Raw genomic sequence first — 23501 nt, 5'->3', positions numbered from 1 at the left:
GCACGGCCTGAGGTCGCGGTTGCTCGCGGGTCTGGTGCGGCGGGTTCGCGTAGACGTACGAAATCTATTGGTAGGTGACGGTGACCGAGTCGGTCAGCGGGACCGCCTGGCAGGCCAGGATGTAGCCCTCGGCGAAGTCCTCCTCCTCGAGGATCTCGTTGTTGACGAGGGTGACCTCGCCGCTGAGCAGGCGGCAGGCGCATGCGCCGCACTGGCCCTGCCGGCAGGAGTAGGGCGGGTTCAGCCCGGCGTCGATGATCACGTCGAGCAGGCGTTTACCGGGAGCCCAGGGCAGCACGTGGGTCCGCCCGTCGAGTTCCACCTCGGCCACCGCGGCGCGCGAGCCGGCCGAATAGACCACGGCCCGTGAGTCGGCCGGAGCGACCGCGGCGCGCGAGCCGGCCGGAGCGTCCGCGGCCCGTGAGCCGGCCGGATCGGCCATGGCGCGTGAGCCGGCCGATTCGAGCTCGAAGCGCTCCACCCGGATTCGCGATGCGGGGACGCCGGCCAGCTGCAACGCCTTCTCGGCGACGGCGACGAACGCTTCCGGGCCGCAGACGAAGGCCAATCGATCGGGGTACGCCGTGAGCAGTTCCCGCAGAGCGTCGGCTGTCGGCACGCCGCGCTCGCTGTCGAGCCAGTGCGTGACCGGGAGCAGCCTGTCCAGCTCGTCCCGGAAGATGATGGAATCGACGTCCCGGTTAGCGTAGATAAGCGACCGGGCGCCGCCGCGCATCGACTTGATGATCCCCATGATCGGGGTGATGCCGGAGCCGCCGGCGAGCAGGAGCAGGTCGTCGTCGGGGGAGTCCGGGGTGAACGTGCCGGCCGGGCCCGTCATGTCCAGGACGTCCCCGGTGCGGACGTGGTCGCAGATCCAGTTCGACACCTGGCCGCCGGGCACCCGCTTGACCGTCACCTTCGGCGCGGCGTCGACCCCGGGAGCGCTGGACAGCGAGTAGCAACGTGCCCCGGCCGGTGTCCGGACCGTCAGGTACTGGCCGGGGCGGTAGTCGAAGCCGGCGTCGAGCACCAGGGAGCGGGCATCCGCGGTTTCCGGGATCACGTCCACGATCCGGACCGGGCGGAACGTCGGCATCAACTCACCTCCAGACGGCCCTCACGAATCGCGCGGTCGATGCTCTCCCGCAGTTTCGGGCAGGTCGGGACCAGTGCGGTCGGCCGGCCGCCCGCCTCCACGGCGATCAGTTCACAGGCCTGGCCCCGCCACTGCACGCTGGTCTGCATGGCGCTGCGCTTACCGGCCCGGACCGGGATCCCGCAGCCGTCACAGCCGATGTCGACGAGACCACCTTCCAGATAGTCGCGCCGCTCGCTCATGTCGCCGCCCCCGCTGTGCCTGATTCGCTCGCAAGCTCGCTCATGTCGCCGCCCGGGCCTGGTTGGCGGCGACCTCGGCCTCCCAGGTCTGCACCGCCCGGGTGGTGTCGACCTCGAACTCGTAGCGCGCCACCATGTCGTCGGTGACGTCCTCCACGTCCACGTAGAACTGTTCGTACCACCGGCGCAGTTGGTAGACCGGGCCGTCCTCGGCGCAGAGCAGCGGGTTGTCGATGCGGCTCTTGTTCTGCCAGATCTCGACGTCCTGGAGGAACCCGACGCCGATGCTCTTGGCGAACCTGCCCGCCGCCTTCGCCGCCTGCTCGGTGGTGAGGCCGGGCAGCCGCTTCATGATCAGGCCCCACTGGAGGACGAACGAGTCGGGTGACACCGGATAGTGGCAGTTGATCAGCACCGACTCGATGCCGATGCCGTTCCAGTCGTTGTACAGGTAGTCGATCATGTAGGACGGTCCGTAGTAGGCAGCCTCGCTGCGCAGTGTCGACTCGCCGGACTGGCTGGCGGTGCTCGGCACGTCCGGACGTGGCCGGGTGTGCAGGAACTGCGCCGCCACATGCCCCTCCATCACGTTCTTGAAGAACGTCGGAAAGGCGAAGTGGATGTAGAAGAAGTGGGCCATGTCGACCACGTTGTCGATGATCTCCCGGCAGTTGGCGCCGTCGATCCGGACCGAGTCCCACGTCCAGTCGCTCCACTCGTCGGAGAAGGCGCCCTCGATACGGGGGATGGCCACCTCGGGCGGCGGCGGATTGCCCTGCGGATCGTTCCAGACGAACAGTTGACGGTTCTGCTCACAGGTTGTCCAGGATCGGGTGCGGGCGCGCATCGGGATGCGGTGCGCGTACGGCACCTCGGCACAGCGGCCGTCCCCGCTCCAGCGCCAGTCGTGGAACGGGCAGGCGATGGTGTCGCCCTTGATCGTCCCCATGGTGAGGTCGCCGCCCATGTGCCGGCAGTAGCCGTCGAGCACCTTGATCGCCCCGCCGGAGTCCGCGAAGACCACGAGTTTCGTGCCGAACGCCTCGATCGCATGTGGCCGCCCGTCGCGGAACGTGTCGGCCAGCCCCAGGCAGTGCCACCCCCGGGCGAACCTCGCCGGCGGCTTCCCGGCGTCGATGGTGCGCGGTTGCTGGCTGATGCTCATGCGCCGCTCCTGGTCCGCTAGGTAGAACGTGTTCTAGTATAGGGGTCGCTCGACACACGGCCAACCAGCCTGGAGGGATCTCATGGAAGCGGTCCTCGCCGGAGTTCGGGAACTGTTACCGGTTCTTCGGGAGCACGCACAGGACACCGAGGATCGCCGGGCCCTCGACCCGGAGACCGTCAAAGCACTCGCCGAGACAGGCTTCTTCCGCCTGCTGCAACCCGCCCGGTTCGGCGGCCACGAGGCGCACCCGCTCGACTTCCTCACCGCGGTCCGGGAGATCGCCTCAGCCTGCGGCTCCACCGGCTGGGTCGCCTCGGTCATCGGCGTGCACAACTGGCAGCTCGCCCTCTTCCCGGACCGGGCGCAGCAGGACGTGTGGGGAGCCGACACCGGCACCCGCATGTCGTCGTCCTACGCACCGACCGGCCGGATCACCCGGGTCGACGGCGGCTTCCGGGTCAACGGCCGATGGAGCTTCTCCTCCGGCTGCGACCACGCCACCTGGGTGCTGCTCGGCGGCATCATCCCGCCCGGCGAGGACGGGACACCCGCCGATTTCCGCACCTTCCTGCTGCCGGCCGCCGACTACACCATCGAGGACGTCTGGCACACCGTCGGGCTGCGCGGCACCGGCTCCAACGACATCGTCGTCTCCGACGCGTTCGTCCCCGAACACCGGACGCTGAGCTTCAACGACACCTCGCGGTGCGCCTGCCCGGGTCAGGAGCAGAATCCGGGACCGCTCTACCGGATCCCCTACGCCTCGATCTTCTCCTACGCGATCACCACACCGATCATCGGCATGGCCACCGGCGCCTACCGGGCCCACGTCGACCACACGCGCGACCGGGTCCGGGCGTCCTACGTCGGTGTGAAAGCCGCCGAGGACCCGCACTCGCAGGTGCGCGTCGCCGAGGCGGCCAGCGACATCGACTCCGCATGGTTCGCCCTCCAGGCCAACATGCGCGAGCTGATGGACCTGGCCACCGCGGGCGCGAAACTGCCGATGCCGTTGCGCCTGCGCGTCCGCCGCGACCAGGTCCGCGGGACCGAGTTGTCCATCCGCGCCGTCGACCGCCTCTTCGAGAACTCGGGCGGCCGCGCGCTCGCGATCGGCACCCCGATCCAGCGTTTCTGGCGCGACGCCCACTCCGGCCGGGTCCACGCCATCAACGACCCGGAACGGGCACTGTCCATGTTCGGCCGTGGGGAGTTCGGCCTCCCGCTCAACGACGCGATGGTGTGATCCCATGACACTGGCCTTTCACCGCGACGGCGCGGGCTCTCCGGTGGTCCTTCTTCACGGCGGCGGTCCGGGCGCGTCCGCCAAGAGCAACTTCGGGCGTACGATCCCCGCGCTCGCGCCGCACTTCGACGTCATCGCGGTCGACCAGCCCGGGTACGGTGGCTCGCTCGGCGACCCGATCGTGGGGCAGTACTTCACCCACGCCGCCGGCGAACTGACCGCGCTGCTGGACAAACTCGGCATCGAACGGGTCGACCTGATCGGCAACTCGCTCGGCGGCGGCACCGCCGTGCGCTTCGCCCTCCAGCATCCGGCACGCGCCCGCCGGCTGCTCCTCATGGGACCCGGTGGCCTCTCCCTCAACGTCTTCGCCGCCGACCCGACCGAAGGGGTCAAACGACTCGGCGCCTTCGGCCGTGACCCCAGCCGGGAGAGGCTCGCGGCTTTCCTGCGGACCCTCGTCTTCGACCCCTCCCTGATCACCGAGGAACTGATCGAGGAACGCTTCCAGGCCGCGGTTGACCCGGCCGCCATGCGGGCCATGCGGGAGATGGGCGCCTCCTTCAGCGACCCCCGGACATTCGAGGAAGGAATGCTCTGGCGCGACGCCCACCGGCTGCGGCACGAGACCCTGCTCGTCTGGGGCCGGGAGGACCGGGTCAACCCGCTCGACGGCGCGCTGGTCGCCCTCAAACTCCTGCGCAACGCCCGCCTGCACGTCTTCGGCGGCTGTGGCCACTGGGCCCACCTGGAGAAATTCGACGAATTCAACCGCCTGACCATCGACTTCCTCACCTCCTGAAGCGCGCCTTCACTCTCCCTATCGCACCCGCCCCGACTTTCGGTTCACGCCTTCGAGAGGGGAATGCTCGTGAGCAACCTCATCCGCTCCCTCGGCTACCTGCGCGTCGAGTCCACCGATCCCTCCGCCTGGCGCGAGTTCGGCGTCAAGGTGCTCGGCATGGCCGAGGGCCGCGGCCCCGACCAGCAGGCCGTCTACCTGCGCATGGACGACCTGCCGGCCCGCATCGTGGTGGTGCCCGGCGAGAAGGACCGGCTGGCCGCCTCCGGCTGGGAACTCGCCGACCCGGCCGCCATGACCCGGCTCGCCGCGGCGCTCGAGGAGGCCGGGTACGCGGTCAAACCGGCCGGCGCCGACGAACTCGCCGACCGCCGCGTCTCCCACCTGATCAGCGTCGACGACCCGGCCGGCAACCGCCTCGAGTTCTTCTGCGGCGCGGCCCTCGACACCCGGCCCTTCCTGAGCGCCACCGGCACCCGGTTCGTCACCGGCGGCCAGGGCATGGGGCACGCCGTCCTGCCGTCCCGCGACGACGCCGCCTCGCTGCGCTTCTACACCGAGGTGCTGGGCTTCCGGCTGCGCGACTCGATGCGGCTCGTCCCCGAACATCTCGGCCTGCCGCCCGTCGACAGGCCACTGTGGATGCGGTTCCTCGGCTGCGGACCCCGGCACCACAGCGTCGCGCTCGCGCCCATCCCGGCGCCGACCGGGCTGATCCACCTGATGATCGAGACCGAGACCCTCGACGACGTGGGCCGCGCCATCGACCGCTGCGGCCGCCACAAAGCCCCGATGATCTCCACGCTCGGCCGGCACGCCAACGACGAGATGGTCTCCTTCTACGTGCGTACGCCCAGCGGATTCGACATCGAGTACGGGTACGGCGGGCTCACCGTCGACGACAGCACCTGGGTCGCCCGGCAGACCACCGCGCACAGCGTGTGGGGCCACCGCTTCTCCGGCGGGGGCGGCCATTGACCGAGATGACGGCCGCGGGCCTGGAGCCCGCGCGGTTCCGGCGGGTGTTCGGGCACTTCGGCACCGGGGTCACGGTCATCACCACGGCCGACGCCGACGGCCCCGCCGGATTCGCCTGCCAGTCCTTCGCGCCGCTGTCGCTGGACCCGCCGCTCGTGCTGTTCTGCGCGCGTAACGAGTCGGAGACCTGGCGGCGGATCCAGTCGGCCGGGATCTTCGGCGTCAACGTGCTCGCCTCCGACCAGCGCGACGTCTCCCGGCTCTTCGGCACCCGGGGCGCCGACCGGTTCGCGGCCCTCGACTGGGCACCCGCCCCGTCCGGAGCGCCCGTCCTCGCCGACGTGCTGACCTGGGCGGACTGTGTGGTCGAGGCGGTCCACCCGGGCGGTGACCACGTCATCGTCATCGGCCGGGTGACCACCTTGGGGCCGTGCCGCGACATCCCGCCACTGCTCTTCTACCGCAGCCGCTACACCTCCACGGCGCCGAACTCCCCCTACGAGCCCCCCGAGGTCGTCGACACCCTGCTCTCCTGGCCCCGCCACACCGACTGGATCTGATGCCGGCCACCGACCCCCCGAGGTGTTCCTCCTCCTGCCCGCAAGCGGGCTTGTCGCGTGCCGACATGGTTGACGACTAGTTGCGTGGCGACTACCTTGGCTGTGGGGCGCTGAGCGGAGGAGTTGACTGTGGAAGCGGAGCATGAAGGCCGGTGGCATCGCCCACCACCCGAGGGCCATGTGGCGGAGGACCTGGACCGTCTTCCCGGGCTGCCGTCCGATGCCGAGCTGATCGACGGAAGCATTGTGATCCCCAGCCCGAGAGCCCTCTCTCACATGAAGGCTCTGCGACTCTTTGAGAGCGCGTTCGTGCGGCTCGCGCCACGGGAGTCATACCGGGTTAGCAGGGATATATCGGTCGTGATCGGCCCGAGGCAGCGGCCACGGCCGGATCTGCTCGTCGTTCACGCCCGCGCCGAGATCGACGACGAAGAGACCTGCTATCCGGCGGACGCGGTGGTCCTCGTCCTGGAGGTGACGTCCCGCGGGTCCGTGACCCTCGACCGGGAGTGGAAACCACACCTCTATGCCGACGCCGGTATTCCGTTCCATTGGAGGGTGGAGCGTTCGTCGCGAGGGAAGCCGGTCGTCTACGCCTTCGAGCGGGATCCAGCGACTCAGGCCTATGGGCCGTTGGGGATCTTCCACGACAGGGTCGACCTGCCAGTTCCGTTTCCGATCGACATCGACCTCACCGAGATCGACCGGATGTGACCGTCAGCCGCAGTGCTCGAAGGCGCTCTGGTAGGTCAGGCCGCCGATGGTGCCGCCCCACTTGACGCAGATCCCGTCGGCCGCGGCGCGGACCGGGCCGGCGTAGTACTGGAACGTGCCCTTGTCGGCCTGCTGGGTGCCACCCTTCACCTCCAGGGTGGCGGACATCGCCGTCTTCTGGTCGAGGGTGTTGCTCTTGACGGTGACCACACAGTTCGAGCCGTCCGCCGCGTAGAGCAGGTAGACGACACCCCGCTTGACCCCGGCTGCCGTGGTCAGCGGCTGCTTGTCGATCACCGAGTAGCCGCTGCCGCAGATGTCCGCCGGCTTGTACGGGTTCGTCTCGGTCGTCGTGGTCGGCGTCGGCGAGGTGGGCACGGACGGATCGGTGCTCGCCGGGGCGGTCGGCTCGCCGGCCGGGGCCGAGACGGGTGGTGACGACTCGTTCGCCGGGGCGGTGGGCTCGGCCGGTTCGTCGCCGTTCGCCGAGGGCTTGCGCTGCTCGATCGGCTTGTCGTTCACCTGGTCACGGGCGCGGGGGCTCTCCCCGCCACCGGCCGGTGGCTGGCCGCCGCTGACGAACTCGCTGGTCTTCTCGGGGTCGGCCCTCCACTGGTTGCCCAGCATGATGCCGCCGCCCGCCAGCATGAGACCGACCGCCACGGCGGCCAGTGCCACGGTCGGTTGGCGGCTCTTGCCGGGATGCGCCCCGGTCGCGCCCGCGTTCGTCCCGGTCTCGTGCCGCAGCGAGCCGAGCGAGACCGCCCCGGAAACGGCCGAACCACCCGGCCGCTCCTGTCCACCGCCCGGCGGTATCTGCGCGGCACCGCCCGGCATCCCAGGAGCGCCCGGCGGTATCTGCGCGGGGCCAAAAGATGGGGAGGCTGCGGCGCCGAAAGATGGGGCGGGTGCGGCGCCGGACGATCGGGCGGGTGCGGCGCCGGACGGTGGCGGGGTGGGGCCTGCCGGGAAACGGTTCGATGGGGTTGGGTTCGGGGAGATCGGGGCGCTCACCGCGTACCCCGAATGGTGTGAAGCGGCCCGCGCGGCCGCCGCCAGACCGGCCGCATCGGGGAAACGCCGGGCCGGATCGCGGGCGAGCGCACGCATCACCACCGACGCCGTGGCGGGCGGCACATCCGGCGGCAGGACCGGCGGATTGCCGTGCACCAGCTGGGCCAGGACGGCGAGCGGGTTGTCGCCGACGTAGGGCGGCCGGCCGGTGAGGCAGCAGAACGCCACCGCGCCGAGCGCGTACATGTCGGTGGCGGCCGTCACCGGACGGCCCTCCGCCTGTTCCGGCGCCATGTAGTGCGCGCTTCCCAGGACCACGTTCGTGCTGGTGATGCCGGTGATCCCGGCCGACCGGGCGACCCCGAAGTCGACCAGCACGATCGCGCCGGCGGGACGGACCAGCAGATTGCTCGGCTTGACGTCGCGGTGGATGATGCCGGCCTCGTGCGCGGTCTGGAGCGCCTCGGCGACCTGCGCCACGATCGTCATCGTCTCGGCCGGACCGAGACGGCCCGCCTGCTGGATCCGCTTCGACAGCGGGGTGCCGTCGATGTACTCCATCACCAGGAAGTCGAGCCGGTGTGCGCCGACCGCCGCGTTCTCGCCGTAGTCGTAGACCTGCACGATCCCCGGATGCCGCAGCGCCGCCATCATCCGCGCCTCGGAGCGGAACCGGGTGATGAAGTCCGCATCGGACATCAGCGCCGGGAGCAGCACCTTGACCGCGATCTCCCGGTGCAGCAGCAGGTCGTTGCCCCGCCACACCTCACCCATGCCACCCGCGGCGATGCGCTGGGTCAGCTGGTAGCGGCCATTGAGCACGACACCCGGTGAAAGCACCGGATCATGCTAGTCGCCGCGGCGCCCGCCGATTCGCCCGTCCCGATCTTCGGGCCGCTCGTGTCAGCTATCCAACAGGGACGGAGCCAGTCCGGTGACGTGTTCGGACGGCTGCCCGAACAGCCGGGCCGACGCCCAGGCCCGCCGCAGGTAGAGGTGTGCGTCGTGTTCCCAGGTGATCGCCAGGCCGCCGTGCATCTGCACCATCTCGGCGGCCACCGCCCGCAGCGTCTCCGAGCAGTGGATCTTCGCGATCGTGGCCTCGGCGCCGCCGCCCGCGAGTGCCGCGTTCACCGCCGACCGGGCCGCCTGTACCCGGATGTACGCCTCGGCCAGCCGGTGCTGCAACACCTGGAACGACCCGATCGGCCGCCCGAACTGATGCCGCGCCCGCACGTACTCGACCGTCAGCTCGAGTGCGCGCTCCGCCGTGCCGGTCTGCTCGGCGGCCAGCGCCACCATCGCCAGATCCCGGATCGGCGCCGCCTTCCCGAGACGCCGCCCCGGCGCCCGGTCGAGCCGGATCGCGCTCAACGGCCGCGTCGGATCGAACGGGTCCACCGTCAGCGGTTCGGCGCTCCTGGGATCGACCTCGTACAGCCCGGCCGGCAACGCCACCAGCAGGGTGTCCGCGATCGCCAGGTCCAGGACGTCGGAGAACGAGCCGCTGACCAGCCCGTCCGCGACGGTCCCGGATCCCTCCCAGGCCACCGCCACGATCCGGTCCCCGGCGCAGATCCCGGGAAGAAGCCGGACGTCACCGGACCGCAGCAGCAGATGCGTGGCCAGCACCCCGCACCCCAGCATCGGGCCGGGGGTCAGGTGCCGCCCCAGCTCCTCCAGCACCACGGCCGACTCGGTCAGGGTGGCGCCGGAACCGCCGTACCGCTCCGGAACCGCCAGCCCCGCCACGCCGATCTCCTTGCAGAGCCGCCCCCACAACCCCGCGTCGAACCCGTCCCGCGCTGCATAGCCGCCGGCCAGGTCCCGCACCGCCGCGCGCAGGGCCGCACGCTCCTCGATCATTCAAAACCTCCTTCGGGTACGGATGTGCCGGCGCCCGCCAGGCCGGTGAGGATCCGGGCCCGGTGCCAGGACGGCGTGCCCCAGGCGAGATCCAGCACCCGTACCAGGCCCAGCCAGCGCCAGAGGCCGTGCTCCCGCGTGTACCCGACCGCCCCGTGGACCTGTAGCGCCACCCGGGCGGCCAGCCGTGCGGCCTCCCCGCAGGCCACCTTCGCCGCCGACACGTCCAGCGGGCCGCATCCGGATTTCAGGGCGACCGCTGCGGCGTACAGGAGGGGTTGTGCGAATTCGATCGCCACCGCGACGTCGGCCAGTTGATGGCGCACCGCCTGGAACGCGCCGATCGGCCGGCCGAACTGCGCCCGCTGTTTCGCGTGGTCGACCGACCTCTCCAGTAGCGCCCGGGCAGCGCCGAGCAGTTGCGCCGAGCAGGCCAGGACGCCGAGTTCCATCGCCCGCCCCGGGTCCTGTCCGGAAGCGATCAGTTCGCCGGGTGTCACCTCGGACAGCCGCCGAGCGGGATTCAGCGAGGGCAGCACCGATCGGGCGTGACCCTGCCGGATCTCGTCACCGTCGGCCACCAGGATCAGATCCGCGCTGTCCCCGTCGGCGGCGAACGGCAGCCACGGCGGTGCCACCAGCGAGGCCATCAGCCTGCCCTCGGCCAGCGCCGCGAGCCACTCCCGTGGGCCGGGCCGGGTCGCGGCGGCGGTCAGCAGGGCCGGGACGGCGGCGATCGACTCGGCGAGCGGGCCGGGAACGGCGTGGTGGCCCAGTTCCTCGCAGGCGACGATCAGATCGTCCGGGCCCGCGTCCTGCCCGCCCCAGCGTTCCGGTACGAGGAGCCCGGTCACCCCGGCCCCGGCCAGCGCCGACCACAGTGCCCGCCCCGCTCCCGGATCGCCGTCGGCCCACGCCGTCGACACCTTCGGCAGGTCGGCGGCCGCCAGCAGGCCGTGCAGGGCCGCCGCGAAGGCGAGCTGTTCCGTCGAGGGCGCCAGTCTCATCGCGGCTCCCGGGGCAGTCCCAGGACCCGCTGGGCGAGGGTGTCGCGCTGGATCTCGTTCGTGCCCGCGTAGATCGGCCCGGCCAGCGAGAACAGGTAGCCCGCGGTCCACTCCGGATCCGCCTCGGCGAGCGGGCCGAGCACGTCCAGTGCCGTCTCGTGAAGCAGGACGTCCAGTTCGGACCAGAACAGTTTGGTCGCGCTCGGCGGCACCGGCCGCTCCAGCGAGGCATACGCCGCCATCCGGTACGCGCGTGCCCTGACCCACGCGCCCGCCACCCGGTCCCGCTCGACCGGCCGGGAGCGAGGAGTGGTCAGCCAGAGCTGGACCAGGCGGTCGGCGGCGGCGGTGAAACGGCCCGGCCCGCGCAGGGAGAGGCCGCGCTCGTGGGCGGCGGTGCTCATCGCCACCCGCCAGCCGTCGCCCGGTTCGCCGATCACGTCGGCGTCCGGCACGAAGACGTCGTCCAGGAAGATCTCGGCGAACCCGGCCGCGCCGTCGAGCTGCCGGATCGGCCGGACCGTCACGCCCGGCGCCCGCAGGTCGAACATCAGGTACGTCAGGCCCCGGTGACGATTCTGCCCGGGCGTGGACCGGAACAGCCCGAACGCGCGGTCCGCCACCACCGCCCGGGAGCTCCACGTCTTCTGGCCGGACAGCGACCAGCCGCCGTCGACCCGCCGGGCCCGGGAACGCAGGGACGCCAGATCGCTGCCGGCGTCCGGTTCTGACCATGCCTGCGCCCACACCTGCCCGGCGCGGGCCATCGGCGGGAGGATCCGGGCGCACTGTTCGGCCGTGCCGTGTGCCAGCAGGGTCGGCGCCAGCAGGAACAGGCCGTTCTGCCCGATTCGCACCGGAGCCCCGGCGGCGTGGTACTCCTCGTCGAACAGCAGCGTGTGCAGGGGCGGCGCGGCCCGCCCGCCGTATTCGACCGGCCATCCCACCGCGGCCAGCCCGGCCGCCGCGAGCCTGCGCTCCCAGGATCGGTGCGCGCGATCCCCGTCGGCGGTGTCCACTCCGGGCAGGGGGCCGGCCGGGACGTTGGCCGCCAGCCAGTCCCGCACCTCGTCCCGGAAACGGACCGCCGCGTCGTCGAGATCGAGATTCACTCCGCCACCCCGCGATCGGGGGAGGCGGCGGCCTTCATGGTGGCGGGGGTCAGGCCGGCCAGCGGGTCGGCGGTGGTCTCCGCGTTGTGGGAGTGGGCGACATGGTGCAGCCCGAAGACCGTGTCCATGCCGGCGCGCATGCCCATCTGGTCCTCGCACAGGTTGACCGCCCGCTTGGCCAGCGCCAGCCCGAACGACGGCATCGTGGCGACCTTCGCGGCCAGCGCGAACGTCTCCGATTCGAGTGCGGCCCGGGGGACGACCCGGTTGACCATGCCCACCTCGTACGCCCGCTGTGCCCCGAATCGATCGCCGGTGAACAGCACCTCCCGGGCGAAGCGCGGCCCGAGCGCCCACGGGTGGGCGAAGTACTCGACGCCGGGGATGCCCATCCGCAGCACCGGGTCGGCGAAGAACGCGTCCTCGGCCGCCACGATCAGGTCGCACACCCAGGTCAGCATGAGCCCGCCGGCCACGCAGGCGCCCTGCACCATGGCGATGGACGGTTTCGGGATCTCCCGCCAGCGCCGGCACATGCCCAGGTAGACCTCCATCTCGCGGGCGTACCTGCGGTCGGCGCCGTCGCGTCCGGTGTGGTCCCACCAGGTCACCGCCCGGCGCGGGAAGGGTGTGTCGGCGTCCCGTTCGGGGGTGCCGATGTCGTGCCCGGCGGAGAAGTGGTCGCCCGCCCCGGCCAGCACGATCACCGCCACCTCGGGGTCGTCGACGGCCGTCGTGAAAGCGTCGTCGAGGGCGTACGTCATCGCCGAGTTCTGTGCGTTCCGGTAGCGCGGCCGGTTCATCGTGACCAGGCCGACCGGGCCGCGCCGTTCATAAAGGACGACATCGCTCATGTCGTCACCTCCGCTTCGCTCCGGCGCCGCCATGAGTTCAAGACTGAGCTCGATGATTCGCTCGCAAGCTCGCTCATGTCGTCACCTCCGCTTCGCTCCGGCGCCGCCATGAGTTCAAGACTGAGCTCGATGATTCGCTCGCAAGCTCGCTCATGTCGTCTCCCGCAGCCGGTACTTGAGCACCTTGCCGCTCGCGTTGTGCGGCAACCCGTCCGGGAACACGACCGACCGTGGCACCTTGTAGCCGGCCAGCCGCTCCCGGCAGAAGCCGATCACCTGCCCGGCGGTCAGCTCGTGTCCGGGACGGGCCACCACGTACGCGCGCCCGACCTCGCCGAGCCGCGCGTCCGGCACCCCGACGACGGCCGCCTCGGACACCCCGGGCAGGGCGGCCAGTGCCCGCTCCACCTCGGCGGGGTAGACGTTGAAGCCGCCGCACACGTACATGTCCTTGAGCCGGTCGGTGATGGTCAGGTTGCCGGCGTCGTCGAGGGTCCCCACGTCGCCGGTGTGCAGCCACCCGTCCGGGTCGATCGCCTCGGCGGTGGCGGCCGGGTCGTCGAGGTAGCCGAGCATCACGTTGGGCCCGCGCAGCAGCACCTCGCCGTCCTTTTCGGCGATCCGCACCTCGAAACCGGCGGCGGCCCGTCCGCTGGTGAACGCCACGGTCCGGGTGTCGTCGCCGGGCCGGCACATGGTCGCCACCACGGCCTCGGTCAGCCCGTACGCCGTGAGCACGGTGGCGAACCCCAGCTCGTCGCGGATCCGCTCGACCAGCACGGGCGGGACGGTGGCCGCCCCGGTCACGGCCAGCCGCAGGGACCGCAGGTCACGCCCACCCCGTACCGGATGGTCGAGCAGCCCGATGTAGAGCGTCGGCGGCCCGGGCAGCACGCTGATCCGCTCGGTCTCGATCAGGTCGAGGGTCCGGGGCACGTCGAACACCGCCTGCGGCACCACGGTGGCCCCGCTGACCAGGCAGGCCAGGATGCCGGCCTTGAGCCCGAAGCTGTGGAAGAACGGGTTGACCACCAGGTACCGGTCGCGGATGTCGAGTCCGCCGATCCGCGCCCAGTCCCGGGCCACGCCGAGCGACTGCCGGTGCGCGCTCATCGCGCCTCTGCTGCGGCCGGTCGTCCCGGAGGTGTAGAGGATGTCGCTGACGTCGTCCGGCCGTACCGCTGCGGCCCGCTCCTCGGCCGCGTCGCGCGGCACCTCGCCGGACCGCTCCCGGAAGGCGTCCCATGCGGGCAGCGCGAGCACGAACGGCGGCAGTTCGGCGCCGTGCTCGCGCAGCGAGGCGAGCCGGTCGGTGCCGAGGAACGGGCCGGTGACGATGAGGCCGCGCGCCCCGCTGCGGCCGATCACGTCGGCCGCCTCGACCGCGGTGTAGCGGGTGTTGACCGGCACGAGCGTGCCGCCCGCGTAGAGGACGCCGAGCGCGGACAGCATCCATCGGGCGCTGTTGGGGGCCCAGATCGCGACCCGGTCGCCGGGCTCGATCCCGGATGCGATCAGCGCGCGCGCCACCGTGACGACCTCGTCGTGCAGCCCGGCGAAATCCCATCGGTGCACATGCGGATCGACCAGGGCCGGATGCCTGCCGAATTCGAGCGCCGCCCGTGCGAGCGCCGCCGGGACGGTCTCCATGGGACCCCCAAAGAGGCTTTACCGAAGAGAGGAGCTTTACCAAGCAAGTGCTTGGTCGGTAGCGTGAGCCTACGCGTGATCCCGGAGGTGGCGCCAGTGACCGACGACGATGCGTTCCGGCGCGAGATCCGGGACTGGCTGGACGCGAATCTGACCGATGAGCTGCGCGGCGCCGGTGGCCCGGGCCGCGAGAACGAGGCCTTCCCGCAGCGTCTGGCCTTCGCCCGGCGGCTCGCCGCGGGCGGGTGGACCACGCTGGCCTGGCCGGTGGCGCACGGTGGGCGCGGCGCGCCGCTCCAGCGGCAGGTGATCTTCCATGAGGAGTACGCGAGAGCCGGCGCCCCGAGCCGCGTCGACCACATCGGCACCACCATGGTCGGCCCGACCCTGATCGCCCTCGGCACACCGGAACAGCGGACGAGGTTCCTGCCCGCGATCGCCGCCGTCGAGCAGCTGTGGTGCCAGGGCTACTCGGAGCCGGGCGCCGGTTCCGACCTGGCCGGCGTCACCACCCGGGCCCGGCTCGACGGCGACCGCTGGGTGCTGACCGGCCAGAAGGTGTGGACCTCGCTGGCCCACGTGGCCGACTGGTGTTTCGTGCTGGCCCGCACCGAGCCGGTCCCGCCCGGCGGCCCGCGCCACGCCGGCCTGTCCTACCTGCTCGTGCCGATGCGGCAGCCGGGCGTCACGGTCCGGCCGATCCGGCAGCTCACCGGGGACAGCGAGTTCAACGAGGTGTTCTTCGACGACGCCACCACCGAGGCGGGCCTGGTCGTCGGCGAGCCGGGTCAGGGCTGGCGGGTCGCGATGGCCACCCTCGCCTTCGAGCGGGGCGCGGCCACCGTCGGCCAGCAGGTCGGCTTCCAGCGGGATCTGGACGACCTGATCGCGGTGGCCCGGCGGACCGGAGCCACCACCGACCCGGCCCTGCGCGACCGGCTCACCCGCGCCTGGATCGATCTGTCGGTGCTGCGCGCGCACACGCTGCGCAGCCTCACCGAGGACCTGCCGGCCGGCTCCTCGGTGATCAAACTGCTCTGGACCCGTTGGCGGCAGGGCCTCGGTGACCTGGCCATGGACGTGCTGGCCGCCGGTGACGCGGGACCGGAGGCGACCGAGCGCTGGCAGCGGTACTTCCTGTTCAGCCGGGCCGACACCATCTACGGCGGGTCCAACGAGATCCAGCGCGGCATCGTGGCCGAGCGGGTGCTCGGGCTGCCCCGTCAGGCCCGGGGATGACCGGCCCGGCCGGGCGCGGTCTGCTGACCGGCAAGGTCGTGGTGGTGACCGCGGCGGCCGGCGCCGGCATCGGCTCGGCGGTGGCCCGGCGCTGCCTGGACGAGGGGGCCCGGGTGGTGCTCGGCGACAGTCATGAGCGCCGCCTCGGCGAGACCCGCGACAAGCTCTCCGACCTGTATCCGGGCCGGGTGTGGGCGATCCCCTGCGACGTCACCGACGAGACCGGGGTGGGGCGGCTGATCGGTGGCGCGGTGTCCCGGTACGGCCGGATCGACGTGCTGGTCAACAACGCCGGGCTGGGCGGGAACCGGCCGGTTCCCCAGATGTCCGACGAGGAGTGGCACCTGGTTCTGGACGTCACCCTGACCGGCACGTTCCGCTGCACCCGGGCCGCGCTGCGCCAGATGATCGCGCAGGGTGGCGGCGGTGCGGTCGTCAACAACGCGTCGGTGCTCGGCTGGCGGGCCCAGGCCGGGCAGGCGCACTACGCCGCCGCGAAGGCCGGGGTGATGGCGTTCACCCGGTGCACCGCCCTGGACGTGGCCGGGCACGGCATCCGGGTCAACGCGGTCGCGCCGAGCCTGGCCGCACACCCGTACCTGAGCCGGGTGATCAGCGAGACCGAACTGGCCGAGCTGGCCGGGCGGGAGGCCTTCGGGCGGGCCGCGCAGCCGTGGGAGGTGGCCACCGTGATCGCCTTCCTCGCCAGCGACTACGCCTCCTATCTGACCGGCGAGGTCATCTCGGTGAGCAGCCAGCACGCCTGAAACTCCCAGGGGTTTCCATCGATGTTACGGAGCAGTAGATTGTAACGCGTTCTATTTTTTGCGAAGGGAGACCGCGATGCGGCGGATCACCGGCGCGGCCCTGTTCGGACTCGGCATCCTCAGTCTCCTGCTCGCGATGGCCCTGGTCTGGATCATCGTGCCCTCGCAGGAGAAGGTGCCGCTCGACCTGGAGCCGCCGGACGTGGTGGTGGAGGCGCCCAATGCCTCCTTCGTGCAGGTCAAGACGCTGCCGGACGGGGCGCCGCAGGTGGCCGTGGAGCACGCCGGCCTGCGGTCGACCACCGGCATCAAACCCGACTTCGAGGCGGCCGCCGAGATCCCCGGCGAGCGGGCCGGCGAGACCCTGGTCTGGAACGTGTACCACTCCACCCGACGGGCCGACACCGACGAGATGATCAACAGTTCGGAGAGCCGGGTCGCGCTCGACCGCACCACCGGCGAAGCGGTGCCGTGGGCCGGGCAGTGCCACCTCGAGGAGAAGGCCGACCCGGCCACCGGCGTCGGCTGCACCCCCGGCAACGTGCAGTTCGAGGGCCAGCTCTACCTCTTCCCGTTCGGCACCGAGAAGCGCACCTACCAGTACTGGGACTCCACCCTGGGTGAGGCGCTGCCGATCGGCTACCAGGCCGAGGAGGAGTTCCACGGGCTGCCCACCTACCGCTTCCAGCAGCAGGTGCCCGAGCAGGAGGCCGAGATGGACCCGCAGACCCTGGCCGGGCTGCTCGGGTTCCTGGCTCCCGGCGCCACCACCGGCAGCATCTCCTACCGGGCCACCCGCACCCTCTGGGTCGAGCCGATGACCGGCGCCATCGTCGGCTACCGCGAACAGCAGCACCGGGAACTCGTGCCGGACGTCGGTGCCCCGATCGTCATCTTCGACGCCGACCTGCAATACGACCAGGCCACCCTGGACGCCGTCGGCGCCGAGGCCGAACACGGGCGCGACCTGCTGCTCATGCTCGGCCGGTACGTCCCGATCGGGCTCACCGTCCTCGGCCTGCTGCTGATCGTCGCCGGGGTGCTGCTGACCCGGGGCGCCGGACCGCGCGGCGGGCACCGGGCGCCGGACGCCACCCGGCCGCTGCCGACGCCGGTTCCGCAGGGCTGAGCGCTCTACCCGTACCCCGCCCGGTTTTGATCCTCGAAGGATCAGCGCGTGCCGTAGAAATCGGGCGGGGTGGCCGGGTCGTTGTCCGAGACGTTCGAGGCCACCTCGGTCGCGCTGGGGTTGATCGCGGCCATCACCGCGGTGACGCCGATGGCGGCGAGCACGGCCGCGACCACCGCGCTCACCAGCATGTACCCGAACCGAACCATGACAGTGCTCCTCTACAGCCGTTCGATGACGCTTGCGGTCGACATCGCCCCGCCGGCGCACATGGTCACCAGCGCGGTCGTGCCGTCGATACGTTCCAGCTCGTGCAGCGCGGTGGTCAGCAGCCGGGCGCCGGTGCTGCCGACCGGATGGCCCAGCGCGAGCGCCCCGCCGTTGACGTTGACCCGGTCCGGATCGGCGCGGTGCACCGCCAGCCAGGACAGCACCACGCTGGCGAACGCCTCGTTCACCTCGCACCGGTCCAGGTCCTCGATCTTCATCCCGGCCGTGGCCAGAACCCGGTCGGTGGCCGCGATCGGGCCGTCCAGGTGGTAGTACGGCTCCGCGCCGACCAGGCACTGCGCCACGATCCGGGCCCGTGGCCGCAGACCCAGCGCCCGCGCCCGGCCGGCGTCCATGATCAGGAGCGCGGCCGCGCCGTCGGAGATCTGCGACGAGGTGCCCGCCGTGTGCCGCCCGTCCGGCAGCACCGGCCTCAACCCGGCCAGCCCCTCGACCGTGGTGTCCCGCAGGCCCTGGTCACGAGTGACGTCACCGACCGCGATCACCTCCCGGTCGAACCGGCCCTCCGCCCAGGCCCGTGCCGCGTTCGCCTGCGAGCGCACCCCGAACCGGTCCAGATCCTCGCGGGTCAGGCCGCGGCGGTCGGCGATCCGTTCGGCGGCCACGTACTGGTTCGGCAGGTCGATGTCCCACGACCCGGGGCGGGGCAGGCCGGCGTCGCCCAGGTTGGCACGCAACGGCACCCGGCTCATCGACTCCACCCCGCAGGCCACGCCCGCGCCGATCGCGCCGGCCGCGATCAGGCCGGCGATCAGGTGCGCCGCCTGCTGGGCCGAACCGCACTGCGCGTCGATCGTGGTGCAGCCGGTCGTGTGCGGCAGGCCCGCGTGCAACCAGGCCGTACGGGTGATGTTGTTCGACTGCTCGCCGCCCTGGGTGACACAGCCGCCGATGGCCTGTTCCACATCGGCCGCCGGCAGCGCCCGCAGCGCGGCACCGAGCAGTTCGGCCGGATGCAGGCCGGACAGCCACCCGCCACGCTTGCCGATCGGAGTGCGAACCGCATCGACGATGACCGGTGTCCCCACCGCGACCTCCAGCTAGAACCTGTTCTCGATTGAACCTACCAAATCTCTCTGATGCCATGTTTGAATCGGTAGAACTTGTTGCTGTAGGAGGAGCCGTGGCCGAGCCGCGCACCCGCATCGACCCCACCGATCCGGACATCTACCTGCACGGCATCCCGCACGCCGAGTTCGCCGAACTGCGCCGCACCGAACCGGTCTGCTGGATCCCGCAGCCGCGCGGCAGCGCCGGATTCGACGACGAGGGGTACTGGGCGGTCACCCGGCACGCCGACGTGATGACCGTGTCCCGCGACAGCGACACCTACTCCAGCCGGGAGAACACCGCGATCGTCCGCTTCCAGCCGGACATGACCCGCGACCGGATCGAGATGCAGCAGGCCGTCCTGCTCAACATGGACCCGCCGCAGCACACCAAACAGCGCGCCGTCGTCTCCCGCGGCTTCACCCCGCGCGCCGTCAACAGCCTGCGCGCCGCCCTCGAATCCCGCGCCGAACGGATCGTCCACACCGCCCTCGCCACCGGCGACGCCGGCGACTTCGTCACCGAGATCGCCTGCGAGCTGCCGTTGCAGGCCATCGCCGAACTGCTCGGCGTCCCGCAGGAGGACCGCGGCAACGTCTTCGAATGGTCCAACTCGATGATCGGCTACGACGACCCCGAATTCAGCGGCGCCGACCCGATGGAATCCGCGATGGGCCTGCTCGGCTACGCCATGCAGATGGCCGACGAACGACAGTCCTGCCCCCGCGACGACATCGTCACCACCCTGGTCAAGGCCGAGATCGACGGCTCACACCTGTCCATCGACGAATTCGGCTTCTTCGTCCTGATGCTCGCCGTCGCCGGAAACGAGACCACCCGCAACGCCATCTCCCACGGCATGCTCGCGCTGCTGTCCAACCCCGCACAGTGGGATCTCTACAAGCAGACCCGCCCGCGCACCGCCGTCGACGAGTTCGTCCGCTGGGGCAGCCCGATCAACGCCTTCCAGCGCACCGCCCTGCACGACACGGTCCTCGCCGGAGTCCCGATCCACACCGGCCAGCGGGTCGCCATGTTCTACGGCTCCGCCAACTACGACGACGACGTCTTCGCCGCGCCGCACACCTTCGACATCACCCGCAGCCCCAACCCGCACCTGGGCTTCGGCGGCAGCGGCGCCCACTTCTGCCTGGGCGCCAACCTCGCCCGCCTGGAGATCGACCTCATCTTCAACGCTCTCGCCGACCACATGCCCGGCATCACCCTCGCCGGTCCCGCTCAGCGCCTGCGCTCCGGCTGGATCAACGGCATCAAACACCTTCCGGTCAAATACCACTGACCCTTTCCGGTACGCGTGTCCTCGTCCCGCCTCATCTGTCCCGTCCCGTCCGGTCGGCGCGATCTGGCTGCCCGCTCCGGCCCGTGCCGCGCCCGCCGGGCGTAGATCGGTGACCGGGCAGGCCGGCCCGGTCGCCACCACCCCCTGCCTGCCGCCGGTCACGGCCGGGGCGCCGGCTCCCTACCCCTCTGTGGCCGGTCGCGCTGGGCGGGTGGTCGCGGTCTTGCTGGCCAGGCAACCGGGGTGCCCGCTCTCAGCCGTTGCGCCGGTCACCCACCCGGTGGCCCGCCCACTCCGAAAACCCGACCGGCCGGAACTCCGTGTGAGCGAGGAGCCCCGTTCATCGGCTCATGTGGTAAATCGAGGTCGTCGGAACAGCACCGAAATACCACGCCCCTCCACACACTCACCGCCATGGTCACGGTGAGTGACACCTGGCGGGTTCCCGTGGCACGACCGTCGTCAAGCGCCACCACCCACCCGGCGCGACCGGCGGCACATGCGGGGGTATCCGACCGATCTCAGCCCGGCGGGCGCGGCAAAGGCCGGACCACGACGCAAGCCGGCGCCGCACGGACGGAACGGCCCAAGGGCCTCGCTCGGCTAGTTGCAACGCCGTTCAGTTAGGCCAGCGTCGGGTTCGTCAAGGTCCGTCGGTGATGATGTTGATGGCGATGGTGGCTTGGTAGGTGCGCCGGTCGATGTTCGGGCCGCGGGCCTGGTATTTGGAGTTCGATCGTTTGATCATGCGGGCTTTCACCCGGATCCGGCGGTCGGGCAGTAGGTGGTCCAGGACTGCCTGGCCGATCGCGCCGACGAGGTCGACGACGGTGTCGGTGATGATGCCCGCGGCTTGGATGACCTGGTTGCGGGCGGTGATCAAAGCGGTGGTGAAGCTGGCCCGGTCCGGGTCGAGGCCGGGCCGGGTGTCAGTGGCATCGACCATGGCGGTGCGTAGGAGCTGGTAGACGATCAGCAGCGCGTGGATCTCCTGGTCGATGCCGTCCGGGGTACGGGCGCGTAGGACCCGGCCACCGAGAATGCTGGACTTCAGCTCCAGGTAGGCGGTCTCGATCTCCCACCGCTGGTGATACAGCGTGATCAGTTCCCCGGCTGGGTGTCGGCGGGCGTCCAGCAGGGTGGTGATCAGCCGGTAGTCACCGGTGCTCGTGCCGGTGCTGGTCTTGACCGCGATCCGGGCGTCGATGACCCGCACCCGCACGGTGCCGATCGTGGACAGCCAGGAGCCGTCCCGGTGACGGGTGATGACCGGCAGGCGGCGGCCACTCTTGCAGCGGATCAGCAACTCGGCCTTCGTGGCGGCGAGGGTCTTGACCAGATCGGCGGCAGCGTAGTTGCGGTCGGCCAGCAGCAGCATCCCCGCTTTCAGGCTGCGGGCCAGTACGCGGGCCTGATCGAGTTCGCTGGTGCCGAGCGGGTCGAAAACGGCGTCGATCACCGAGCGGGTGCCGCAGGCCAGCAGAGCGCTCAGCCGTAGCGTCGGGTAGCCGGCCCCGCCGTGGTTACCGCGCTGTTTGCGGTAGCGGACGCCGACCGCGGCGGCATCGGCGACCGACAGCGTCGTCCCGTCGACCGCGGTCAGCAGCAGGCCTTGCCAGCGGACCGCTGGGGTGGCCGACGTCGCGGCCGGGCCGCGCAGCAGATCGAACAATGCTCGCAACGGCGCGGATCCGAGACGCTGCCGGGCCTGCCGCAAAGCACTGGAAGAAGGCTCGGCCAGGCTCAACCCGGCCAGCCCCGCGGTCAACTGTTGCCACACCTGCAGGTAGCCGTATTCGGCGAACAGCACCCCGGCCAGCAGCAGATACACCACCACCCGGCCCGGCAGCAGCCGTACCCGCTGCTGCACCCGCCCGGTGGCGGCAAGAACGTCATCGACCATCTCGAACGGAATCAGCCGGGTCAGCTCGCCCAGATGCCCCGGCGCGAACACCCCTGCAGCTACCGTCACGGTGCGGGTTATGGCAATCTGATCGAGCAAGCGGAGTCCTGGGGTGGGTTGTCTTGGAGTGACAAACCTCTATACCGGAACTCCGCTTCCTACTTTCTGATCAACACCCTTGACGCCAGCCCGGACCGCCTAACTGAACGGCGTTGCGGCTAGTTGAGGTCGGTCGGCGCGGTCAGCAGTTTCCGCAGACCCGCGACGTCCTGGGACGGGCGATCGAGCGCCTCGTCGAACGCCTGCCACGCCTCTTCACCCAGTAGGAACGTGCGCCGGTCGGCGAGCACGTCGGCTGCTGCCTTGGTGGCCGCGTTCCGGACGAACGCCGACACGCTGGAGCCGGTGGCGTGACTGGCCGCTTGCAGCAACGCTTTCTGTTCGGCGCCCACCCGTAGGTGCAGCCGTTCCGCCTTCTTGCTCATGGTCCGAGTATGCGCACGACATACGCCAGCGGGGGTCACTCGTCAGGGGGTGAGGAGGGCGGCGCAGGGGGTGGGGGCGTCGGAGAACGGGAGGTGGCCGGCGCTCGGGAGGGTCACGTGGCGGGCGGTCGGGAGGATCGTGCGGGCCCGGCGCGACTGGTGGAAGGGGAGGATGGCGTCGCGCGTACCCCAGGCGATGGTGACCGGGATGCGGGGGAGTGAGCCGGCCTCGGCGAAGGACCACGGGCGAAGGTGGGTGAAGGCGTCGCGGGCCTCGGCGAAGCCGGGCGCGCCGGCCAGGGCGCGGGCCGCGTGGACGCTGCCGGCCGGGTCGAGGCGGGCCGGGTGGGCGTAGAAGAGCGCGCAGAACGCCGACCTGCCCGCCGGGGACGCCATGATCCGCGGCAGCGAGGGGGACAGGCGGGTGGCGACGGTCCGGGCCGCGGTGACGGCGGTCTGGCACCAGCGGCGTTCCGCCCGGGTCCAGAAGCCGATCGGGGCGAAGGCGGTCACCGCGCGGGCGTGGCCGCGGCGGCCGAGTTCCAGGGCGATGCCGCCGCCCAGCGAATTGCCGGCGATCGCGGGGGTGTCGATGCCGAGCCGTTCCAGGAACGCCTCGACCTGATCGGCCAGATGTGCGACCGAGCCGGGGAGCGGCGTTTCGGGCGACGGCGCGGTCCCGCTGCCGGGCGAGTCCGGGTGCGCGGGGGCCGTGGGGGATGGGCGGGGTGCGGGCCCGGTCCAATGTGGGGAGTCGCCGAAGCCGGGCAGGTCCAGCGCGATCACGTCGTGGTGCTCGGCGACCGCGTCGAGGACGGGGGACCAGACCTGGCGGTGGCTGCCCAGGCCATGGATGAGCACCAACGGCGGGCCGGATCCGCGGCGATCATAGGACAGGTCGGTCATTCCGCCACCTCCGTTGCGCTCCGGCGCCGCAATGACTTCATGGCTGAGCTCGATGATTCGCTCGCAAGCTCGCTCATGGGGGCCAGCCTTCCACCGGGAGATCAGGACGGGAAGGTGAT

Annotated in this window: 23 protein-coding genes; 9 read left to right on the top strand and 14 right to left on the bottom strand. The window is 71.2% G+C overall.

Features of this window, described 5'->3' with window-relative positions; all coding sequences use genetic code 11:
• Positions 1 to 64 precede the first annotated feature (64 nt).
• Genes BJ964_RS45355 through BJ964_RS45345 form a run of 3 tightly spaced genes read right to left on the bottom strand, consistent with a single transcriptional unit; the run spans position 65 to position 2506 of the window.
• Positions 65 to 1099, bottom strand: coding sequence for a ferredoxin--NADP reductase (locus BJ964_RS45355; protein ID WP_188126438.1), 1035 nt, complete (start codon positions 1097 to 1099; stop codon positions 65 to 67).
• Positions 1099 to 1341 (bottom strand): hypothetical protein, encoded by a 243-nt coding sequence (locus BJ964_RS45350; RefSeq protein ID WP_188126437.1) that lies wholly within the window; start codon positions 1339 to 1341, stop codon positions 1099 to 1101. Before BJ964_RS45350 ends, BJ964_RS45355 begins: the two co-directional genes overlap by 1 nt.
• 40 nt (positions 1342 to 1381) lie before the next feature.
• Positions 1382 to 2506 carry a Rieske 2Fe-2S domain-containing protein gene (locus BJ964_RS45345; RefSeq protein WP_188126436.1) on the bottom strand — a complete coding sequence of 375 codons (1125 nt, stop codon included), beginning with the start codon at positions 2504 to 2506 and terminating at the stop codon, positions 1382 to 1384.
• An 82-nt stretch (positions 2507 to 2588) separates the two neighbouring features.
• On the opposite strand from BJ964_RS45345, the gene hsaA reads away from it, so the two are divergent.
• The 5 genes from hsaA to BJ964_RS45320 all read left to right on the top strand — a co-directional run bounded on the left by hsaA (position 2589) and on the right by BJ964_RS45320 (position 6809).
• The gene (hsaA, locus tag BJ964_RS45340) at positions 2589 to 3755 is read left to right on the top strand and encodes a 3-hydroxy-9,10-secoandrosta-1,3,5(10)-triene-9,17-dione monooxygenase oxygenase subunit (protein ID WP_188126435.1); all 1167 of its coding nucleotides are present in this window, start codon (positions 2589 to 2591) and stop codon (positions 3753 to 3755) included.
• Between the two features lie 4 nt (positions 3756 to 3759).
• The gene (gene hsaD, locus BJ964_RS45335) at positions 3760 to 4557 is read left to right on the top strand and encodes a 4,5:9,10-diseco-3-hydroxy-5,9,17-trioxoandrosta-1(10),2-diene-4-oate hydrolase (RefSeq protein WP_188126434.1); all 798 of its coding nucleotides are present in this window, start codon (positions 3760 to 3762) and stop codon (positions 4555 to 4557) included.
• Between the two features lie 69 nt (positions 4558 to 4626).
• On the top strand, positions 4627 to 5535 hold the full coding sequence (gene hsaC, locus BJ964_RS45330) for an iron-dependent extradiol dioxygenase HsaC (protein ID WP_229807154.1): 909 nt from the start codon (positions 4627 to 4629) through the stop codon (positions 5533 to 5535).
• A gap of 5 nt (positions 5536 to 5540) precedes the next feature.
• Positions 5541 to 6095, top strand: coding sequence for a 3-hydroxy-9,10-secoandrosta-1,3,5(10)-triene-9,17-dione monooxygenase reductase subunit (gene hsaB / locus BJ964_RS45325; protein ID WP_188127536.1), 555 nt, complete (start codon positions 5541 to 5543; stop codon positions 6093 to 6095).
• Positions 6096 to 6275: 180 nt separating this feature from the next.
• Positions 6276 to 6809 (top strand): Uma2 family endonuclease, encoded by a 534-nt coding sequence (locus BJ964_RS45320; protein ID WP_316254237.1) that lies wholly within the window; start codon positions 6276 to 6278, stop codon positions 6807 to 6809.
• A 3-nt stretch (positions 6810 to 6812) separates the two neighbouring features.
• Here BJ964_RS45320 and BJ964_RS49655 read toward each other — a convergent pair whose 3' ends face one another.
• From BJ964_RS49655 to BJ964_RS45290, 6 genes are all read right to left on the bottom strand, one after another.
• A complete protein-coding gene (locus tag BJ964_RS49655) occupies positions 6813 to 8663 on the bottom strand; it encodes a serine/threonine-protein kinase (protein WP_188126431.1) in 1851 nt (616 codons plus the stop codon).
• A gap of 63 nt (positions 8664 to 8726) precedes the next feature.
• Complete coding sequence (locus BJ964_RS45310; protein WP_188126430.1) at positions 8727 to 9689, bottom strand: acyl-CoA dehydrogenase family protein; 963 nt, start codon at positions 9687 to 9689, stop codon at positions 8727 to 8729.
• Positions 9686 to 10696 (bottom strand): acyl-CoA dehydrogenase, encoded by a 1011-nt coding sequence (locus BJ964_RS45305; RefSeq protein ID WP_188126429.1) that lies wholly within the window; start codon positions 10694 to 10696, stop codon positions 9686 to 9688. The genes BJ964_RS45310 and BJ964_RS45305 overlap by 4 nt, the downstream gene beginning before the upstream one ends.
• Complete coding sequence (locus tag BJ964_RS45300) at positions 10693 to 11808, bottom strand: acyl-CoA dehydrogenase family protein (protein ID WP_188126428.1); 1116 nt, start codon at positions 11806 to 11808, stop codon at positions 10693 to 10695. The genes BJ964_RS45305 and BJ964_RS45300 overlap by 4 nt, the downstream gene beginning before the upstream one ends.
• Complete coding sequence (locus BJ964_RS45295) at positions 11805 to 12662, bottom strand: enoyl-CoA hydratase (protein WP_188126427.1); 858 nt, start codon at positions 12660 to 12662, stop codon at positions 11805 to 11807. The genes BJ964_RS45300 and BJ964_RS45295 overlap by 4 nt, the downstream gene beginning before the upstream one ends.
• A 150-nt stretch (positions 12663 to 12812) precedes the next feature.
• Complete coding sequence (locus BJ964_RS45290; protein WP_188126426.1) at positions 12813 to 14312, bottom strand: FadD3 family acyl-CoA ligase; 1500 nt, start codon at positions 14310 to 14312, stop codon at positions 12813 to 12815.
• Between the two features lie 63 nt (positions 14313 to 14375).
• Between BJ964_RS45290 and BJ964_RS45285 the strand changes: the two genes are divergently transcribed.
• The 3 genes from BJ964_RS45285 to BJ964_RS45275 all read left to right on the top strand — a co-directional run bounded on the left by BJ964_RS45285 (position 14376) and on the right by BJ964_RS45275 (position 17447).
• On the top strand, positions 14376 to 15551 hold the full coding sequence (locus tag BJ964_RS45285) for an acyl-CoA dehydrogenase family protein (protein WP_229807155.1): 1176 nt from the start codon (positions 14376 to 14378) through the stop codon (positions 15549 to 15551).
• Complete coding sequence (locus BJ964_RS45280) at positions 15548 to 16318, top strand: SDR family oxidoreductase (protein ID WP_188126425.1); 771 nt, start codon at positions 15548 to 15550, stop codon at positions 16316 to 16318. The genes BJ964_RS45285 and BJ964_RS45280 overlap by 4 nt, the downstream gene beginning before the upstream one ends.
• A gap of 76 nt (positions 16319 to 16394) precedes the next feature.
• Positions 16395 to 17447 (top strand): DUF3068 domain-containing protein, encoded by a 1053-nt coding sequence (locus BJ964_RS45275; RefSeq protein WP_188126424.1) that lies wholly within the window; start codon positions 16395 to 16397, stop codon positions 17445 to 17447.
• Positions 17448 to 17488: 41 nt separating this feature from the next.
• Here the strand turns inward: BJ964_RS45275 and BJ964_RS45270 are convergent, their stop codons facing one another.
• A complete protein-coding gene (locus BJ964_RS45270) occupies positions 17489 to 17656 on the bottom strand; it encodes a hypothetical protein (RefSeq protein ID WP_188126423.1) in 168 nt (55 codons plus the stop codon).
• 12 nt (positions 17657 to 17668) lie between these two features.
• A complete protein-coding gene (locus tag BJ964_RS45265; RefSeq protein WP_188126422.1) occupies positions 17669 to 18766 on the bottom strand; it encodes a steroid 3-ketoacyl-CoA thiolase in 1098 nt (365 codons plus the stop codon).
• Positions 18767 to 18861: 95 nt separating this feature from the next.
• Here BJ964_RS45265 and BJ964_RS45260 point away from each other — a divergent pair, with 95 nt between their 5' ends.
• On the top strand, positions 18862 to 20088 hold the full coding sequence (locus BJ964_RS45260) for a cytochrome P450 (RefSeq protein ID WP_229807156.1): 1227 nt from the start codon (positions 18862 to 18864) through the stop codon (positions 20086 to 20088).
• 643 nt (positions 20089 to 20731) lie between these two features.
• On the opposite strand, the gene BJ964_RS45255 is transcribed toward BJ964_RS45260, so the two are convergent.
• From BJ964_RS45255 to BJ964_RS45245, 3 genes are all read right to left on the bottom strand, one after another.
• Entirely contained in the window at positions 20732 to 22060 is a 1329-nt protein-coding gene (locus BJ964_RS45255) for an IS4 family transposase (RefSeq protein ID WP_239163895.1), read from the bottom strand.
• Between the two features lie 149 nt (positions 22061 to 22209).
• Positions 22210 to 22476 carry a type II toxin-antitoxin system TacA family antitoxin gene (locus tag BJ964_RS45250; protein ID WP_188126420.1) on the bottom strand — a complete coding sequence of 89 codons (267 nt, stop codon included), beginning with the start codon at positions 22474 to 22476 and terminating at the stop codon, positions 22210 to 22212.
• 42 nt (positions 22477 to 22518) lie between these two features.
• A complete protein-coding gene (locus tag BJ964_RS45245) occupies positions 22519 to 23382 on the bottom strand; it encodes an alpha/beta fold hydrolase (RefSeq protein WP_188126419.1) in 864 nt (287 codons plus the stop codon).
• Between the last annotated feature and the right edge of the window lie 119 nt (positions 23383 to 23501).

Origin of the sequence: Actinoplanes lobatus, assembly GCF_014205215.1 — a bacterium.
In the GTDB taxonomy this organism is placed as follows: domain Bacteria; phylum Actinomycetota; class Actinomycetes; order Mycobacteriales; family Micromonosporaceae; genus Actinoplanes; species Actinoplanes lobatus.
Note: the sequence above shows the minus strand (reverse complement) of the source record. Positions and strands in the feature narration are given on the sequence as shown.